This window comes from Agrococcus terreus (genome assembly GCF_014645235.1).
Classification (GTDB): domain Bacteria; phylum Actinomycetota; class Actinomycetes; order Actinomycetales; family Microbacteriaceae; genus Agrococcus; species Agrococcus terreus.
The window spans coordinates 594,386-610,356 of sequence record NZ_BMLM01000002.1; the positions used below are offsets into that span (position 1 = coordinate 594,386).

The following is a 15,971-nucleotide window of genomic DNA, read 5'->3' on the forward strand; positions in this document are numbered from 1 at the left end:
TGCGCCGCGGCGGTAGGCTGGAGGCACCGCCGCCGCAAGCTCGAGGAGAGCCGTGACCGCATCCCGCACGCCCCGTGACACCGTCGAGGTCGCCGCATCCACGCCGGAGCGCGAGCAGCCGTACGCCGCACTGGGGCTGAAGCCCGACGAGTACGACCGCATCCGCGAGATCCTCGGCCGCCGACCCACGAGCGCCGAGCTCGCCATGTACTCGGTCATGTGGAGCGAGCACTGCTCCTACAAGTCGTCGAAGCGGCACCTGCGGACGTTCGGGCAGAAGGTCACGCCCGAGATGCAGGAGCGCCTCATGGTCGGCATGGGCCAGAACGCCGGCGTCATCGACGCGGGCGAGGGCTGGGCCGTCACCTTCAAGGTGGAGTCGCACAACCACCCGTCGTTCGTCGAGCCGTTCCAGGGCGCCGCGACCGGCGTCGGCGGCATCGTCCGCGACATCATCTCGATGGGCGCGCGCCCCGTGGCCGTCATGGACGCCCTGCGCTTCGGCGACATCGACCACCCCGACACCGCGCGCGTCGTGCACGGCGTGACCTCGGGCATCTCGTTCTACGGCAACTGCCTCGGCCTGCCGAACATCGGCGGCGAGACGGTCTTCGACGCCGTCTACCAGGGCAACCCGCTCGTCAACGCGCTCGCCGTGGGCGTGCTGCGCCACGAGGACCTCCACCTCGCCAACGCCACGGGCGTCGGCAACAAGGTGGTGCTGTTCGGCGCCCGCACCGGCGGCGACGGCATCGGCGGCGCCTCGATCCTCGCCTCCGAGTCGTTCGACGACGAGGGCCCCGCGAAGCGCCCGGCCGTGCAGGTCGGCGACCCCTTCGCCGAGAAGGTGCTCATCGAGTGCTGCCTCGAGCTGTACGCGGCGGGCGTCGTCGAGGGCATCCAGGACCTCGGCGCGGCCGGCATCTCGTGCGCCACCTCGGAGCTCGCCGCCAACGGCGACTCGGGCATGCGGGTCGAGCTCGACCACGTGCTGCTGCGCGACCCTACGCTCACGGCCGAGGAGATCCTCATGTCGGAGTCGCAGGAGCGCATGATGGCCGTCGTCGCGCCCGAGCAGCTCGACGCCTTCCTCGCGATCACCGGCAAGTGGGACGTCGAGACGAGCGTGCTCGGCGAGGTCACCGGCGACGGCCGCCTCGTCATCACCCACTCCGGCGAGGTCATCGTCGACGTCGACCCCAAGACCGTCGCGGTCGACTCCCCCGTGTACGACCGCCCGATGGAGCGCCCCGAGTGGCTCGACGCGCTCCAGGCCGACTCGGCCTCCGACCTCCCCCGCGCCGAGGGCGCGGAGCTCGGCGCGCAGCTGCTGCGCCTCGCCGGCTCCGCCAACCTCGCCGACGCCTCGTGGATCACCGAACAGTACGACGACTACGTGCTCGGCAACACGGCGCTCTCGACCCCCGACGACGCCGGCATGGTGCGCATCGACGAGGAGTCGGGGCTCGGCTTCTCGGTCGCGATCGACGCCAACGGCCGCTACTGCCAGCTCGACCCGCGCGAGGGCGCGAAGCTCGCGCTCGCCGAGGCGTACCGCAACGTCGCCGTCACGGGCGCGACGCCCGTCGGCGTCTCGGACTGCCTCAACTTCGGCAACCCCGAGATCCCGGCCGTCATGTGGCAGTTCGCGGAGGCCGTCGACGGCCTCGCCGACGCGTGCGTCGAGCTCTCGATCCCGGTCACGGGCGGCAACGTGTCGTTCTACAACCAGACGGGCGAGACGCAGATCCACCCGACGCCCGTCGTCGGCGTGCTCGGCATCATCGACGACGTCGACCGCCGCATCCCCTCGGGCTGGCAGGACGACGGCCAGGCGCTGTTCCTGCTCGGCACGACGCGCGACGAGCTCGGCGGCTCGGCCTGGGCCGGCACGATCCACGACCACCTGGGCGGCCTGCCGCCGAAGGCCGACCTCGCGGCCGAGGCCGCGCTCGCCGGCCTCATGCAGGGCATCGCGCTCGAGGGCCTCGCCACCGCCGCGCACGACCTCTCGGAGGGCGGCCTCGGCATGGCGCTCGTCGAGGGCTCGCTGCGCTTCGGCATCGGCGCGCGCATCTGGATCGACTCGCTCGCCGAGCGCGACGGCATCGACGCGACCGCTGCGCTCTTCTCGGAGTCCGGCGCCCGCGCGCTCGTCGCGGTCGCCCGCGAGGACGAGGTGAAGTTCACCGGCATGTGCGAGGCGCGCGGCGTGCCCGTGCTGCGCATCGGCGTCACCGACGCGACCTCGGGCGCCGTCGAGATCCAGGACGTCGCCACGCTGCAGCTCGACGAGGTGCGCTCCGCGAACCGAGCGCCCCTGCGCGAGCGCTTCGGCGCCTGACGCCAGCCACCCATCCGACCGGGCCGGTGCCCGGCCGAGGCCCCGAGCCTCGTGCCGGCACCGGCCCGGTGCGGTTGGATGGCCCCATGAGCGACATGGAGCTGACCCTCTCGCGCGAGGTCGCCGCATCCCCCGAGCTCGTCTGGGCGATCGTGACCGACCTCGACCGCGCGCCCGAGATCTGCTCGGGCATCGCGCGCGTCGAGCGGCTCGCCGGTCCCGTGTACGACGTCGGCACGCGCTGGCGCGAGACCCGCACCATGCTCGGCCGCGAGGCGACCGAGGAGATGGAGGTCGTGGGGCTCGAGCCTGGCCGCTCCGCGACGCTCGCGGCCGAGGCGCACGGCGTCGTCTACCGCTCGGTGCTGCGCGTCGAGCCGAGCGGCGCAGGCAGCCTGCTCTCGATGTCGTTCTCAGGCACCCTCGAGTCGCCGTCGTGGCTGCAGCGCGCGGCCGCGAGGCTGACCTCGCGGATGGGCCTCGCCGCCACCCGCAGGGCCATGCAGCAGGACCTCGACGACATCGCCGCGCACGCGGAGCGGGTCGGCGGCTGACCTCCCGTCCAGGCGGCGCTCCTCGCGCGCACAGGCCCGGGTGCGACGGTGGCAGGATCACCGACGAGAGGGGAACCATGGCACTGCAGGGCGCATCCATCATCATCACCGGCGGAGGCGCCGGCCTCGGCGCCGCGGCCGCGGTCGCGGTCGCGAAGCAGGGCGCGAGGCTCACGCTCGTCGACCTGAGCGAGGACGGCCTCCGCGCCGTCGAGCAGCAGGTGCACGAGGCCGCCCCCGATGCGGAGGTGCTGCTCGTCACCGCCGACGTCACGCAGGAGGCCGACGTCGAGCGCTACGTCACCGAGCACCTCTCGGCCTACGGCGCGATCGACGGCTTCTTCAACAACGCCGGCATCGAGGGGAAGCAGAACCTCACCGAGGACTTCACGAACGCGGAGTTCCAGAAGGTCCTCGCGGTCAACCTCACGGGCGTCTTCCTCGGCATGGAGAAGGTGCTGAGGGTCATGGCGGAGCAGGGCCGCGGGAGCGTCGTGAACACGGCCTCCGTCGGCGGCATCCGCGGCGTCGGCAACCAGTCGGGCTACGCGGCCGCAAAGCACGGCGTCGTGGGTCTCACCCGCAACTCCGCGATCGAGTACGGCACCAAGGGCGTCGTCATCAACGCGATCGCGCCGGGCGCCATCATGACGCCGATGGTCGAGGGCTCGCTCCGGCAGATCGGCGGCGACGACTGGGAGGCGGTCGGGCGGCAGTTCGTCGAGCCGAACCCGATGCAGCGGTTCGGGAAGCCGGAGGAGGTCGGTGCGCTCGTCGCCTTCCTGCTCTCGAACGAGGCGGGCTTCATCAACGGCACCGTCATCCCGATCGACGGCGGCCAGCACATCAAGTACTGACGAGCCGGCGGGGCGCCCGTCGGCGCCCCTGTCGGCGTCGCGCTGCACCGCGGGCGCCGCAGTCGAGCATCCCTCGATCTACCATGGGCAGCATGACGAGCACGCCCTCCCGAGATGCGGGCTGGTACGACGATCCGGAGGGCCGCCGCCGATGGTGGGACGGCCAGCGCTGGGGCGCGTACGCGCCGTGGAGCGAGAGCGGCGTCCCGCGGCCGTCGGCGCCGCGGCCCGTCGGCCGCCTCGACGGCCGGTACCTGCACGACGGCACCGCGTCGGGGCGCGCGGCCGCCCCGCAGCAGCAGGTCGTCGTGCATCACGTCGTGCACCGGCCTGCGAAGGACCTCGCGATCGCCTACCTGCTGCTCGTCTTCCTCGGCGTCTTCGGCGCCCACCGCTTCTACCTCGGCCACAACGGCACGGCCATCGCCCTGCTGTGCGGCACGCTCCTCGCGGCGCCGCTCATGCTCGTCGGCGTCGGCATCATGCTGGCGATCGGCGCCGGCATCTGGTGGGTCGTCGACCTGTTCCTGCTGCCGGGCATGACCCGGTGGGCGAACGCGCGCACCCCGCAGCCGCCGTCGTTCCAGCGCGGCTGGCCGGCCGCCTAGGCCGGCTGGCCTACTGCGCGCCAGAGCTCGCGCAGTTCAGATACCGAACTGCTGGTGCGGGCGCTGCCGCACCCGCAGATCGGTACCCGAGACCGGGGCGGACGGCGCGCTCAGGCTTCCGCGCCGCCCGAGGCGATGCGCTCGTGGTGGTGGATGACCTCGGCGATCACGAACGTGATGAACTTCTCGGCGAACTCCGGGTCGAGGTCGGCGTCCTCGGCGAGCTGCCGCAGGCGCGCGATCTGCAGCGACTCGCGGCTCGGGTCGCTCGGCGGCATGCCGTGGATCGCCTTGAGCTCGCCCACCGCCTGGGTGAGCTTGAACCGCTCCGCGAGCGTGTGGATGAGGACCGCGTCGATGTTGTCGATGCTCGCGCGGTAGCGCTGCAGCTGCTCCTCGGGGCTCGTCATGCTCCCAGCCTAGGCGCGCTCGCGTGCCCAGATCGCCGTCGTCGCGCGCACCCGCTGCGGCGCCGGCCCGCGCGCGTCGAGCGCGTCCCGCAGGCCGAACGCGAGCGCGGCGACCGCCACCGCGACGACCGGCATGGCGGCCTCCGGCCTCCCGGCCCACAGGACCGCGAGCGCGATCGCGGCCGCGGCCGCCGTCAGCTCGAGCGCGCGGCGGCGCAGGAGCGCCGCGGGATCGCCGCCGACCCGCACCTTCGGCGTGATGCGGAAGCGCGCGCGGCGCGAGACCGCGACCGCGGCGAGCCCCCTCGCCGCGACGAGCGCGACGGAGGCGTAGAGCATCGAGGCCCGCAGCCCGAACGCGAGCCCGCGCACCGGCCCGCGCGAGCGGATGCGGTGGGCGGTCTCGGGCAGCAGCGGCACGACGCCGAGCGCGGCGAGCGGGAGGCCCAGCTGCCACGGGAACGCGGGGGCGCCGGTCGCCGCGGCGAGGAGCGCCCACGCGCACAGCGCCACGGGCACGAGCGCGGCCGCGATCGGCACGAGCAGCTCGAGCTGCAGGTCGATGCGGCGGCGGATCGGGAGGCGGCGGTCGACGACGGCGCGGCGGGAGCGCACGAGCAGCTGCGCCGCGCCCTCGGTGAACTTGCCGAACTGCACGGCGAACGCGGCGTGATCGATGGGGGCGTCCTCGACGGTCACGAGCTCGGGCGCGGCCACGACGGTGCGGCCCTGCCGGGCGAGCTCGACCGTGAGCGCGGTGTCCTCCATGACGAGCTCGGGCACGCCGCCCGCCGCGCGCACCGCCGCCACGTCGAGCATCGCGCCGCGGCCGCAGAACGCGCCGACCCCGAGCCGCGCGCGGCCGGCGAGCTGCACGGCCGCATGCCGCTCGAACAGGCCGGCGAGGTCGCGCGAGAACGCCGTGGCCGAGGCCCGGGCGAGGATCGTGCCCTGGACGACCGCGGCATCCGGATGCGCCGCCGCGCGGGCGAGCGCACCGGCCACGAAGCCGGGCTCCGCCTCCTGGTCGGCGTCGAGGACGACGACGTGGTCGACCTCGTGCCCGTGGCGATCGAGCCAGCGGTTGAGGTTGCCGGCCTTGGCGCCGGAGCGATCGGCGCGCCGATGGACCTCGACGACGCCCTCCGCGGCGAGCGCGGCGATGCGCTCCCCCACCGCCGGGTCGCGGGAGTCGTCGAGCACGACCACGCGCGTGCCCGGGTGCGTCTGGCGCGCGCTGCGGCGCACGACGTCGGCGCGGAAGTCGTCGGCGACCGGGTAGAGGATCGCGACGCGGGCGTCGGGAGCGGGGCCGGCCTGCGGCGCCGCCGCAGCGCGGCGCGCCGGCAGGAGCGCCGCGACGACGAGCACGAGCTGCCGCAGCCCCACGAGCAGCGCGAGGCCGACGACGCCGGCGACGAGCGGCAGCAGCGCCCAGCCCGTCGGGGACGCGGGCGGGGCCGCGATCGCGAGCGCGGCCCCGGCTGCCGACGATGCGCCCGCCCACGCGAGCAGCAGCAGCGCGAGCGCCGCGCCCGCAGGCCGGGTCGCGGCCGGCGCCGTGGCACGGGGCGCGAGGCGCGTCACGCGCGGCCTCCCGTGGTCGTCGGCACACGGCCTGCCGCATCCGTCGCCGAGGAGCGCGTGGGCCGAGGGGGCTGGGCCGTCTGGTGGGGCAGCATGCCGCGACGCTAGCCGAGCGGCCTCGGCGCGAGGTGGACGGCGGGTGCGATGTCGCCCGGTCGGCGCAGGCGGATCATCCTCGAGGACGAGCGAGGCGCGCCTCGAGCCCGCGCCGCACCATCGGCCACTCCCCCGCGAGGATCGAGAACACGACGGTGTCGCGCAGCAGGCCGCGATGGCGCAGGTGGCTGCGCAGGATGCCGTCCTGGTGCGCGCCGAGCCGCGCGATCGCGGCCCGCGACTGGTGGTTGTGCGCGTGCGTGCGCAGCTCGACCGCGACGCAGCCGAGCACGTCGAAGGCGCGCTCGAGCAGCAGCAGCTTCATCGCGGCGTTCACGCCGGTGCCCTGCTGCGCAGATGCGAGCCACGTCGATCCGATCTCGAGCCGCGGCGTCTCGGGCTCGAGATGCATGAACGTGGTCATGCCGACGGCCGTCTCGCCGACGACGATCGCCCACGGCGCCATCCGGCCGTGCGCCTGCAGCGCCAGCCGTCGCTCGATCTCGGCCGGCACCTCGCCCGGGCCCGGCACCGAGGTGTACCAGGCGCGCTCGTGGAGGCCATCGGCGGCCGCCGCCTCGAGGTCGTCGGCGTGCTCGTGCGCGAGCGGCACGAGGGTCACGAGCGGATGCCTGAGCACGGGCACGGCGGCGAGGTCGTTCACGCACCCCATCCTGGTCTCGACCGGCTCCTTGGTAGGGCATCGACCTCACGTCGATGCCCTACCAGCAGCGCGGTTGAGACCAGGGGCGCGGGGTGCGACGATGCCGGCATGGAGCGGTTCGGGCAGGCGGCGGACGACTTCGTCGCGCTCGTCCACCTCGTGCCGGCCGAGCGGCTCGACGGGCCAGGGCTCGGCACCTGGACGTTGCGCGAGCTCATCGGCCACACCGCCCGCGCGGTCTCGACCGTCGTCGACTACCTCGCGCTCCCGGAGCCTGCGGAGGCGACGGTCGGATCCGCGGCCGAGTACCTGGAGGTCGTGCTGCGCCAGACCGGCGACGACGCGGCGATCGAAGCGCGCGGCCGCGCCGCCGCCGCGGCGCTCGGCGACGACCTCGTCGCGCGGATCGGGTGGCTCGCGAGCGATGCGTGGGCGGCCGTGCAGGCATCCGACCCGCACCGGCTCGTCGCCGTCGGCAGCGGCGGCGCGCACGCGATGCGGCTCGACGAGTACCTGCGCACGCGCTGCTTCGAGCTCACGGTGCACGGCATCGACATCGCCGACGCCGCAGGCGTCGACTGGCGGCCGGCTCCCGCGCTCGTGCTCGACGCCCTGCACCTCGCCGCGAGCAACGCCGCGGCTCGCGGCCAGAGCCTCGAGGCACTCCGGTTCCTCACCGGCCGCCGCCCCGACGCCGGCCTCGACGGCATCCTGGCCGCCGGCCGCTGAACCTCAACCGGTTCAGTGGTCGGCCGAGGGCACCATCCCCTCGGCGGACCACCGAACCGGTTGAGAACTTCAGAGCGGCTCAGTCGATGAGGTCGTGCACCTGCACGATCGCCTCGCGGTCGGCGCCCACGCCGATCGCCGAGATGCGGCTGCCGGAGCGCTCCTCGAGGAAGCGCACGTAGGCCTGCGCGTTCGCCGGCAGGTCGGAGAGCTCGCGGGCGCCGGTGATGTCCTCGGTCCAGCCGGGGAGCTCCTCATAGATGGGCGTCGCGTGGTGGAAGTCGGACTGCGAGACGGGCATCTCGTCGAAGCGCTCGCCGTCGACCTCGTAGGCGACGCAGACGGGGATGCGCTCGATGCCCGTGAGCACGTCGAGCTTCGTGAGCACGATGTCGGTGAGGCCGTTGATGCGCGAGGCGTAGCGGGTGATGACGGTGTCGTTCCAGCCGCAGCGGCGCGGTCGGCCCGTGGTGGTGCCGAACTCGAAGCCGTTCTTGCGCAGCAGCTCGCCCCACTCGTCGAAGAGCTCGGTGGGGAACGGGCCGGCACCGACGCGGGTCGTGTACGCCTTGACGATGCCGATCGAGCGGTCGAGGCGGTTCGGCGCCACGCCCGAGCCCGCCGCCGCGCCCGCGGTCGTCGCCGTCGAGGAGGTGACGAACGGGTAGGTGCCGTGGTCGATGTCGAGCATCGTGGCCTGGCCGGCCTCGAACACGACGGTGCGGCCTGCGTCGAGCGCCTGCGAGAGCTCGAGGCCCGTGTCGCCGACCATCGGGCGGAGGCGGTCGACGTACGAGATGAGGTCGTCGAAGATCTCGTCGACCGACACGGTGCGGCGGTTGTAGACCTTCGCGAGCAGGTGGTTCTTCGTGTCGAGCGCGCCCTCGATCTTCTGGCGCAGGATCGACTCGTCGAAGAGGTCCTGGATGCGGATGCCGACGCGGTTGATCTTGTCGGCGTACGCGGGGCCGATGCCGCGGCCCGTCGTGCCGATCGAGCGCTTGCCGAGGAAGCGCTCGCTCACCTTGTCGAGCGTGCGGTGGTAGTCGGTGATGATGTGCGCGTTCGCCGAGATGCGCAGCTTCGACACGTCGACGCCGCGGGCGGAGAGCGCCTGCAGCTCCGAGAACAGCACCTCGAGGTCGATGACGACGCCGTTGCCGATGACCGGCGTGACGCCGGGCGTGAGGATGCCCGAGGGCAGCAGGTGCAGCGCGTAGCGCTCGTTCCCGACGACGACGGTGTGGCCGGCGTTGTTGCCGCCGTTGAACTTCACGACGTAGTCGGTGCGGCTGGCCAGCAGGTCGGTGGCCTTGCCCTTGCCCTCATCGCCCCACTGGGCGCCGACGATCACGATTCCTGGCATGGGTCTTCCCCTCGGACGGGTGCGGCGTACGCCCCAGCCTATCGGGCGGCTGTGCCGGGTGCTCCCGAGACGACCGCGGCGACGCACTCGTCGATCGTCCGCTCGGGCGAGAACGCGAGCCGCTCGAAGCCGACCATGACGAGCGCGCCGAGCCGCGCGGCGGCGTCGAGGCCGGATGCGGGGCGCCCGTCGGCCGCGAGGGCGGCGCCGAGCTCGTCGAGCAGCACGGCGCGGTGGCCCGCGAGCGCCTCGCGCCAGGGCCGGTCGGTGCGGAAGAGCTCGCCGACGACGACCTTCGCGACGTGCGGGTTGGCCTCGAGCCCGTCGAGCATCGCGCGTGCGACCGCCTCGAGCGCGGCACCGGGCGCCGCGCTCTCGCGGGCGTCGCGGATGCGCCCGGACACGCGGGCGATGGCCTCGTCGATGAGCGACTCGAAGATCGCCTCCTTCGACGGGAAGGAGTAGTAGACGCTGCCCTTCGCGACGCCCGCGCGCGCGGCGATCTCGTCGACCGTCGTCGCGCTCACGCCGCGCTCGGCGGCGAGCTCGGCGGCCGCGACGAGCACCTTGTCGCGGCTGCGGTTGGGGCGTGCCATGGCTCCTCCTCTGTCGAAGCATCCTGTCGCATCCATTGTTGTACTGACCAGTCAGTCTAGTTTACGATCGCCGACGGAGAGAGGAGCAGCGGATGCGCATCGAGCTGGTCGAGGCGGCCAAGGGTCGCGGCGACGACCGAGGCGCGGCGCTGCCGCCGACGTCGCTCGCGTTCGAGAGCGGCGAGGCGGTGCGCGTCGTGGTCGAGACGGAGCAGCGGCCGACCGTGGTGGGCCTGCTCGCCTCCGGGCGGATGCGGCCCGATGCGGGTGCCCTGCTGCTCGACGGCGAGCACGGCCGCCGCCGCGAGGTGCGCCACCGCACGGCCCTCGTCGACGCACCGCGGGTGAGCGACCCCGAGCCGGACGTCTCGCTCGGCGGCGCGATCGCCGAGGAGCTGCTCTACGCCGGCGTGCCGGGCGACCCGCGCAGCGTGCGCCGCTGGGCCGCGCAGCTCGGCGTCGAGCACCTGCGCGCCCTGCCGATCGCCGACGTCGAGCCGGCCGCGCGCATCCGCGTGCTCGCAGAGCTCGCGGTGCTCCGCGACCGCGTCGAGGCGGTCGTCCTCGTGAGCCCCGACCGCCACGGCGGCGACCCGCGCGCGTGGTGGGCGGAGGCGCGGCGGCTGGCCGACCGAGGCTTCGCCGTGCTCGTCGTGTGCGGCGAGGCGGCGGATGCCGTGCTTCGCGACGACGAAGCGCACGAGGCCGCCGAGGCCGCTGCGCCCGCCGCGCCGACCCACGACGAGGAGGCCGCCGCATGACCGTCCCGCAGCTGATCGCGGCGGAGCTCCGCCGCCTCGTCGCCACCCGCATGGGTCGGCTCGCGCTCCTCGCCCTCGGCCTCGTGCCGCTGCTCTACGGCGGCGTCTACCTCTGGGCCAACCAGGATCCCTACGCGCGGCTCGACGAGCTGCCGGTGGCGCTCGTCGTCGACGACGCGGGCGACGACGGCCGCATCGTGGGCGACGAGGTGGGGGACCGGCTCGTCGCCGACGCCGCCTTCGACTGGCACCGGGTGAGCGCCGAGGAGGCCGCGGCCGGCGTCGCCGACGCGACGTACGACTTCTCGGTCACGCTCCCCGCCTCCTTCTCGGCCGACCTCGCGAGCGCCGCGGGCGACGACCCGCACCGGGCCGTCGTCGAGCTGTCGACGAACGACGCGAACAGCTACCTCGCGACGACGATCGGCACGCAGGCCGCCGAGCGCATCCGCACCGCGGTCGCGCGCTCGGTGGGCGAGGAGGCGGCCTCGCGCATGCTGCTCGCGATCAGCGACATCCGCGACGGCCTCGTCGACGCGTACGACGGCGCGTCGACCCTGGCCGACGGCGCCGACGACGCGGCCTCGGGCGCCGACCGGCTCGCGAGCGGCGCCGACGCGCTCGCCGACGGCACCGCGCAGCTCTCGACCGGTGCCGCCGCGCTCGCCGACGGCACCGGCAGGCTCGCCGACGGCGCGGCCCGCCTCGACGACGGCCTCGGGCGGCTCGAGCAGGCGACCGCGTCGCTGCCGGCGCAGACGCGGCAGCTCGCCGACGGCGCCCAGCAGGTGGCCGACGGCGACGCCCGCATCGCCGCGATCGGCGGCGACGTGGCCGACGCGGTCGCCCCGGTCGCCGCGCGGGTGCCGGAGGCGCGCGCGGCCATCGTCGAGCGGCTGCAGCAGGCGGGCCTCGACGAGACCCAGATCGCCGCCGCCCTCGGCCCGCTCGACGGCCTGGGCGACGACGTCGCGGCGGCCGACGCCCGCGTGCAGGACGCGAGCGCGCAGCTCGACCGGCTCGCGGCCGGGGCGCAGCAGGTGGCCGACGGCGCCGATCGGCTCGCGAGCGCCTCGCCGCAGCTCGCCGCGGGCATCGCGAGCGCCGCCGACGGCGCGGGCGACCTCGCGAGCGGCGCCGCGGCGGCGCACGACGGCGCCGTCCGGCTCGCCGACGGCGCCGTGTCGGCCGCGAGCGGCGCGGGCGAGCTCGCGACCGGCGCGCACGCGCTCGACGACGGGCTCCGGCGGCTCGACGACGGCACCGCGCAGCTGCGCGACGGCCTCGGCGACGCGGTCGAGCAGATCCCCGCCACGACCGAGCCCGAGCGCGCCGCGCAGGCGTCGACGATCTCGGATCCGGTGCTGACCGACGCCGACGCCGTCGCCTCCGCCGGCTCCTACGGTGCGGGCCTCGCGCCCTTCTTCCTGTCGCTCGCCGCCTGGATCGGCATGTACGCGCTCATGCTCATCCTCAAGCCCCTCTCGCGCCGCGCGATCACGGCGCTGCGCTCGCCCGTCCGCGTCTCGCTCGCCGCGTGGCTCATCCCCACGCTCATCGGCGCGGTGCAGATGGCGGCGCTGCTCGCGATCGTCGGCCTCGCGCTCGGCTTCCCCATCGCGCATCCGGCGCCCATGCTCGGGATGATGGTGCTCGCCGTCGCGGCCTTCGCGGCGATCATCGTGGCGCTGAACGCCTGGCTCGGCTCCGTCGGGCAGTTCCTCGGGCTCGTGCTCATGGTCGTGCAGCTCGTCACCGCGGGCGGCACGTTCCCGTGGCAGACGCTGCCGGCGCCGCTCGCGGCCCTGCACCACGCCCTGCCGATGAGCTACGCCGTCGACGGCCTCCGCCAGCTCATGTACGGCGGCTCGATGGCCGCGGCCGGGACGGATGCGCTCGTGCTCGCGGCGTTCGGCGCGGCCGCGCTCGCGCTCATCGTGCTCGGCGTCGCGCGGATGGTCGACCACCGCACGCTGCGCGACCTGCAGCCGAGCCTCATCGGCTGAGGCGCCGCCCCCGCCGACCCGGCTCGTGCGAGGCGGATCAGGGGGCAGCGGCGCAGTCAGCGCTGGACGGGGTCGCCGCCGCCCAGCAGCCGCGCGATCGCCGCGCGGTCGGGCGCGGCCTCCCAGTCGCCGGGCGCCGTGCACGCGACGGCGCCGCACGCGGCGGCCGTCCGCAGCCGCTCGGCGAGCGGCGCGCCCTCGAGCAGCTCGGCCAGGTAGCCGGCCACGAACGCGTCCCCCGCGCCCACGGTGTCGACCGCGTGCACCGGGAACGCCGCCTGCCGCACGAGCTCGCCGTCGACGAGGCCGAGCGCCCCGTCGGCGCCGAGCTTCACGACGGCCTGCGCGGCCCCGAGCGCGACGAGCGCGCGCGCCTGCGCCTCGGGTTCGCGCTCGCCGGTGAGCAGCTCCGCCTCGTCCTCGCCCGCGAAGACGACGTCGGCACGGGCGGCGATCGCCCGGTACTCGGGGGCCGCCACGGCGTGGCTCCAGAGGCGCGAGCGGTGGTTCACGTCGAACGACACGAGGGCGCCCGCGGCGTGCGCCGCATCGATCGCGGCGTCGAGCGCGGCGCGTGGCGCCTCGCCGAGCGCCGCGGTGATGCCGGTGACGTGCAGGATGCGGGCCTCGCCGATCGCGGCGAGGTCGAGGTGCTCGGGCGCGAGCCGCGAGCCGGCGCTCCCCGCCCGGTAGTAGACGACCGAGCTCGCGCCTGCGGCGGGCCGCTCCTTGAGCATGAGCGCGGTGGGCGCGGCGGGGTCGAGCGTCGTCGCGACGCCCACGCCCTCGGCGCGCAGCTGCCGCTCGATGAGGCGGCCGAGCGCGTCGTCGCCGAGCCGGCCCATCCAGGTCGTCGGCACGCCGAGGCGCGCGAGGCCGATGGCGACGTTGCTCTCTGCGCCGCCGAAGCCGAGGTCCATCGTCGGCACGAGCTCGAGCCGGCCGATGCGGGAGGCGACGAGCAGGCCGAGCGACTCGCCGAGCGCGACGACGCTCATCGCGAGGCCTCGGCGATCGCGACCGCCTCGCGAGCGGCCTCCGCCACGGCCTCCGGTCCGGCCGCGAGCACGGCGGGCGCCGCGATCCACGAGCCGCTCGCCGCGAAGACGGCGGGATGCGCGAGGTACTGGGCGAGGTTGGCGGCGCTCACGCCGCCGCTCGGCATGAAGCGCACGCCCGGGAAGACGGGCGCGAGCGCGCCGACGAGCCCGAGCCCGCCCACGACCCCCGCCGGGAAGAGCTTGAGCCGGTCGAGGCCGAGCCGCAGGCCCCGCTGCACCTCGGTCGCGGTCTGCACGCCCGGCAGCACCGGCACGCCCGCGGCGAGCGCGCCCTCGACGACCTCGTCGTCGAGCCCGGGCGAGACGACGAAGGTGGCGCCAGCGTCGAGCGCGCGCCGCAGCTGCTCGCCCGTCAGCACGGTGCCGGCGCCCACGCGCACGTCGCCGCGCGCCGCGATGCGGGCGATGGCGTCGAGGCCGTAGTCGTTCCGCAGCGCCACCTCGACGACCGGCAGGCCGCCGGCCACGAGGCCTTCGGCGAGCGCATCGGCCGCCGCGGCGTCGGCCACGGTCGCGAGCGGGACGACGCCCGCGAGGTCGCCGGCGCTGCTCATCGCGCCATCCATCCGCCGTCGACCGGCAGGGTGATGCCGGTGACGTACGCGGCGGCGGGGCTCGCGAGGAACACCGTCGCACCCGCGAGGTCGTCCGGGCGGCCCCAGCGGCCGGCGGGGATGCGCTCGAGGATCGACTGCGAGCGGTCCTCGTCCGCGCGCAGCGCCGCGGTGTTGTCGGTGGCGATGTAGCCGGGGGCGATCGCGTTGACGGTGACGCCGCGCGCGGCCCACTCGTTGCTCAGCGCCTTCACGAGGCCGGCGATGCCGGACTTCGCGGCGGTGTAGCCGGGCACGGTGATGCCGCCCTGGAACGAGAGCAGGCTCGCGGTGAAGATGATTCGGCCGGTGCCCCGCTCGAGCATCCCCTGGCCGATCGCCTGGGTGAGCGCGAACTGGTTGCGCAGGTTGACGTCGAGCACCTCGTCCCACCACTCGAGCGGGTGCTCGGCGGCGGGCGAGCGGCGGATGGTGCCGGCGTTGTTCACGAGGATGCTCGCGCGATCGCGCACGCGGGCGCCGAAGGCGAGCACCGCGTCGCGGTCGCGGAAGTCGACGGCGTGGCCCTCGAAGGCGCGGCCGAGCGAACGAACGCGCTCGCCGATCGCGCCGCCGTCGGCCTCCTGGCTCGCCGAGGCGGCGATGATGTCGGCGCCGGCCTCGGCGAGGGCCTCGGCCATCGCGTAGCCGATGCCCCGGCGGGCGCCGGTGACGACGGCGGTGGTGCCGGTGAGGTCGAACGATGCGGTCATGCGCGGGCTCCCTGGACGTCGACGAGGATCTTCATGGCGGCTGCCGAGAGCAGGGCGTCGAAGGCCTCCTGCGTCTCGTCGAGCTGGACGACGCGCGTGATGAGCGCGTCGGCGGGCACGGCGCCGGAGGCGAGGAGGTCGACGGCGCGCTCGAAGTCCTCGCGCTCGTAGACGCGCGCGCCGAGCACCTCGAGCTCGCGCCAGAAGACGCGGTGGAGGTCGACCGGCACGGGCTCGGGGTGGATCGCGACGAAGACGACGCGGCCGCGCACCTTGGCGTGCGAGGTGGCGTCGAGCGCGGTGCCGCGGGTGCCCGCGACCTCGAAGACGACGTCGGCGCCGGAACCACCGGTGCGCTCCTGGACGAGTGCGGCGAGGTCGCCCGAGATCGGGTCGACGACGGTGGCGCCCTGCGCCTCGGCGAAGGCGCGCCGGGCCGCGTCGGGCTCCGCGAGGATCACGTGCGCGCCGGTGGCGCGGGCGACGATCGCGATGAGCTGGCCGATCGGGCCGCCGCCGATGACGACGGCGGTCTCGCCCTCGGCGAGGCGCGAGCGGCGCACGTCGTGCACGGCGACGGCGAGCGGCTCGACGAGCGCGGCGTGGTCGAGGGCGAGGCCCTCGGGCAGCGGCACGACGAGGGATGCGGGCACCGTCCAGAGCTCCTGGAGCGCGCCGGGCGAGTCGATGCCGACGAACACGAGGTTCTGGCAGATGTGCTGGTGGCCGGCCGCACAGGCGGGGCAGTCGCCGCACCAGTCGAGCGGCATCACGGTGACGGGCGCGCCGACCGCGAGCTCGACGCCCGCGCCGACGGCCTCGACGACGCCGCTCATCTCGTGCCCGATGGGCGACGGCGAGGGCACGCGGTGGTCCATGTGGCCCTGCGCGATGTGCAGGTCGGTGCCGCAGATGCCGTTGTAGGCGACGCGGATGCGCACCTCGCCGGCCCCGGGCTCGATCGCCTCAGCGTCGCCGACCTCGATCCGGCCTCCGCCGATGTACTTCGCTGCTCGCAACGCCGTC

Annotated in this window: 16 protein-coding genes; 7 read left to right on the forward strand and 9 right to left on the reverse strand. The window is 75.0% G+C overall.

The window, feature by feature from the left end:
- The first annotated feature begins 52 nt into the window (after window positions 1-52).
- The 4 genes from purL (at window position 53) to IEW90_RS12700 (ending at window position 4,363) form a co-directional block, all read left to right on the forward strand.
- Window positions 53-2,344, forward strand: coding sequence for a phosphoribosylformylglycinamidine synthase subunit PurL (gene purL, locus IEW90_RS12685; RefSeq protein WP_188718636.1), 2,292 nt, complete (start codon window positions 53-55; stop codon window positions 2,342-2,344).
- A gap of 86 nt (window positions 2,345-2,430) precedes the next feature.
- On the forward strand, window positions 2,431-2,898 hold the full coding sequence (locus tag IEW90_RS12690; RefSeq protein ID WP_229679667.1) for an SRPBCC family protein: 468 nt from the start codon (window positions 2,431-2,433) through the stop codon (window positions 2,896-2,898).
- Window positions 2,899-2,975: 77 nt separating this feature from the next.
- Window positions 2,976-3,755, forward strand: a complete 780-nt coding sequence (locus IEW90_RS12695) for an SDR family oxidoreductase (RefSeq protein ID WP_188718637.1) — start codon at window positions 2,976-2,978, stop codon at window positions 3,753-3,755.
- Window positions 3,756-3,847: 92 nt separating this feature from the next.
- A complete protein-coding gene (locus IEW90_RS12700; RefSeq protein WP_188718638.1) occupies window positions 3,848-4,363 on the forward strand; it encodes an NINE protein in 516 nt (171 codons plus the stop codon).
- 110 nt (window positions 4,364-4,473) lie between these two features.
- On the opposite strand, the gene IEW90_RS12705 is transcribed toward IEW90_RS12700, so the two are convergent.
- From IEW90_RS12705 to IEW90_RS12715, 3 genes are all read right to left on the reverse strand, one after another.
- Window positions 4,474-4,773, reverse strand: a complete 300-nt coding sequence (locus IEW90_RS12705) for a chorismate mutase (RefSeq protein WP_188718639.1) — start codon at window positions 4,771-4,773, stop codon at window positions 4,474-4,476.
- 9 nt (window positions 4,774-4,782) lie between these two features.
- The gene (locus IEW90_RS12710) at window positions 4,783-6,360 is read right to left on the reverse strand and encodes a glycosyltransferase family 2 protein (RefSeq protein WP_188718640.1); all 1,578 of its coding nucleotides are present in this window, start codon (window positions 6,358-6,360) and stop codon (window positions 4,783-4,785) included.
- A gap of 169 nt (window positions 6,361-6,529) precedes the next feature.
- Window positions 6,530-7,129: a GNAT family N-acetyltransferase gene (locus IEW90_RS12715; protein ID WP_188718641.1), complete on the reverse strand. Its 600-nt coding sequence runs from the start codon at window positions 7,127-7,129 to the stop codon at window positions 6,530-6,532.
- A gap of 99 nt (window positions 7,130-7,228) precedes the next feature.
- Here IEW90_RS12715 and IEW90_RS12720 point away from each other — a divergent pair, with 99 nt between their 5' ends.
- A complete protein-coding gene (locus IEW90_RS12720) occupies window positions 7,229-7,849 on the forward strand; it encodes a maleylpyruvate isomerase N-terminal domain-containing protein (RefSeq protein ID WP_188718642.1) in 621 nt (206 codons plus the stop codon).
- A 79-nt stretch (window positions 7,850-7,928) separates the two neighbouring features.
- Here the strand turns inward: IEW90_RS12720 and IEW90_RS12725 are convergent, their stop codons facing one another.
- Window positions 7,929-9,215, reverse strand: coding sequence for an adenylosuccinate synthase (locus IEW90_RS12725; protein WP_188718643.1), 1,287 nt, complete (start codon window positions 9,213-9,215; stop codon window positions 7,929-7,931).
- 38 nt (window positions 9,216-9,253) lie between these two features.
- On the reverse strand, window positions 9,254-9,811 hold the full coding sequence (locus IEW90_RS12730) for a TetR/AcrR family transcriptional regulator (RefSeq protein ID WP_188718644.1): 558 nt from the start codon (window positions 9,809-9,811) through the stop codon (window positions 9,254-9,256).
- A 92-nt stretch (window positions 9,812-9,903) separates the two neighbouring features.
- On the opposite strand from IEW90_RS12730, the gene IEW90_RS12735 reads away from it, so the two are divergent.
- Both IEW90_RS12735 and IEW90_RS12740 read left to right on the forward strand, forming a co-directional pair.
- Window positions 9,904-10,572, forward strand: a complete 669-nt coding sequence (locus IEW90_RS12735; protein ID WP_188718645.1) for a hypothetical protein — start codon at window positions 9,904-9,906, stop codon at window positions 10,570-10,572.
- Complete coding sequence (locus IEW90_RS12740; RefSeq protein WP_188718646.1) at window positions 10,569-12,578, forward strand: YhgE/Pip domain-containing protein; 2,010 nt, start codon at window positions 10,569-10,571, stop codon at window positions 12,576-12,578. Before IEW90_RS12735 ends, IEW90_RS12740 begins: the two co-directional genes overlap by 4 nt.
- A 56-nt stretch (window positions 12,579-12,634) precedes the next feature.
- On the opposite strand, the gene IEW90_RS12745 is transcribed toward IEW90_RS12740, so the two are convergent.
- The 4 genes from IEW90_RS12745 to IEW90_RS12760 are packed head-to-tail and all read right to left on the reverse strand — an operon-like array spanning window position 12,635 to window position 15,964.
- The gene (locus IEW90_RS12745; RefSeq protein WP_188718647.1) at window positions 12,635-13,576 is read right to left on the reverse strand and encodes a sugar kinase; all 942 of its coding nucleotides are present in this window, start codon (window positions 13,574-13,576) and stop codon (window positions 12,635-12,637) included.
- Window positions 13,573-14,193, reverse strand: a complete 621-nt coding sequence (locus tag IEW90_RS12750; RefSeq protein WP_229679669.1) for a bifunctional 4-hydroxy-2-oxoglutarate aldolase/2-dehydro-3-deoxy-phosphogluconate aldolase — start codon at window positions 14,191-14,193, stop codon at window positions 13,573-13,575. Before IEW90_RS12750 ends, IEW90_RS12745 begins: the two co-directional genes overlap by 4 nt.
- Window positions 14,190-14,945 carry an SDR family oxidoreductase gene (locus IEW90_RS12755; RefSeq protein WP_188718649.1) on the reverse strand — a complete coding sequence of 252 codons (756 nt, stop codon included), beginning with the start codon at window positions 14,943-14,945 and terminating at the stop codon, window positions 14,190-14,192. Before IEW90_RS12755 ends, IEW90_RS12750 begins: the two co-directional genes overlap by 4 nt.
- Window positions 14,942-15,964 carry a zinc-dependent alcohol dehydrogenase gene (locus tag IEW90_RS12760; protein ID WP_188718650.1) on the reverse strand — a complete coding sequence of 341 codons (1,023 nt, stop codon included), beginning with the start codon at window positions 15,962-15,964 and terminating at the stop codon, window positions 14,942-14,944. Before IEW90_RS12760 ends, IEW90_RS12755 begins: the two co-directional genes overlap by 4 nt.
- Window positions 15,965-15,971 lie beyond the last annotated feature (7 nt).

Coding starts and splice junctions, on each gene's coding strand:
- IEW90_RS12690 (WP_229679667.1), top strand. CDS start 2,431: ATGAGCGACATGGAGCTGACCCTCTCGCGCGAGGTCGCCGCATCCCCC.
- IEW90_RS12695 (WP_188718637.1), top strand. CDS start 2,976: ATGGCACTGCAGGGCGCATCCATCATCATCACCGGCGGAGGCGCCGGC.
- IEW90_RS12700 (WP_188718638.1), top strand. CDS start 3,848: ATGACGAGCACGCCCTCCCGAGATGCGGGCTGGTACGACGATCCGGAG.
- IEW90_RS12705 (WP_188718639.1), bottom strand. CDS start 4,773: ATGACGAGCCCCGAGGAGCAGCTGCAGCGCTACCGCGCGAGCATCGAC.
- IEW90_RS12715 (WP_188718641.1), bottom strand. CDS start 7,129: ATGGGGTGCGTGAACGACCTCGCCGCCGTGCCCGTGCTCAGGCATCCG.
- IEW90_RS12720 (WP_188718642.1), top strand. CDS start 7,229: ATGGAGCGGTTCGGGCAGGCGGCGGACGACTTCGTCGCGCTCGTCCAC.
- IEW90_RS12725 (WP_188718643.1), bottom strand. CDS start 9,215: ATGCCAGGAATCGTGATCGTCGGCGCCCAGTGGGGCGATGAGGGCAAG.
- IEW90_RS12730 (WP_188718644.1), bottom strand. CDS start 9,811: ATGGCACGCCCCAACCGCAGCCGCGACAAGGTGCTCGTCGCGGCCGCC.
- IEW90_RS12735 (WP_188718645.1), top strand. CDS start 9,904: ATGCGCATCGAGCTGGTCGAGGCGGCCAAGGGTCGCGGCGACGACCGA.
- IEW90_RS12740 (WP_188718646.1), top strand. CDS start 10,569: ATGACCGTCCCGCAGCTGATCGCGGCGGAGCTCCGCCGCCTCGTCGCC.
- IEW90_RS12745 (WP_188718647.1), bottom strand. CDS start 13,576: ATGAGCGTCGTCGCGCTCGGCGAGTCGCTCGGCCTGCTCGTCGCCTCC.
- IEW90_RS12750 (WP_229679669.1), bottom strand. CDS start 14,193: ATGAGCAGCGCCGGCGACCTCGCGGGCGTCGTCCCGCTCGCGACCGTG.
- IEW90_RS12755 (WP_188718649.1), bottom strand. CDS start 14,945: ATGACCGCATCGTTCGACCTCACCGGCACCACCGCCGTCGTCACCGGC.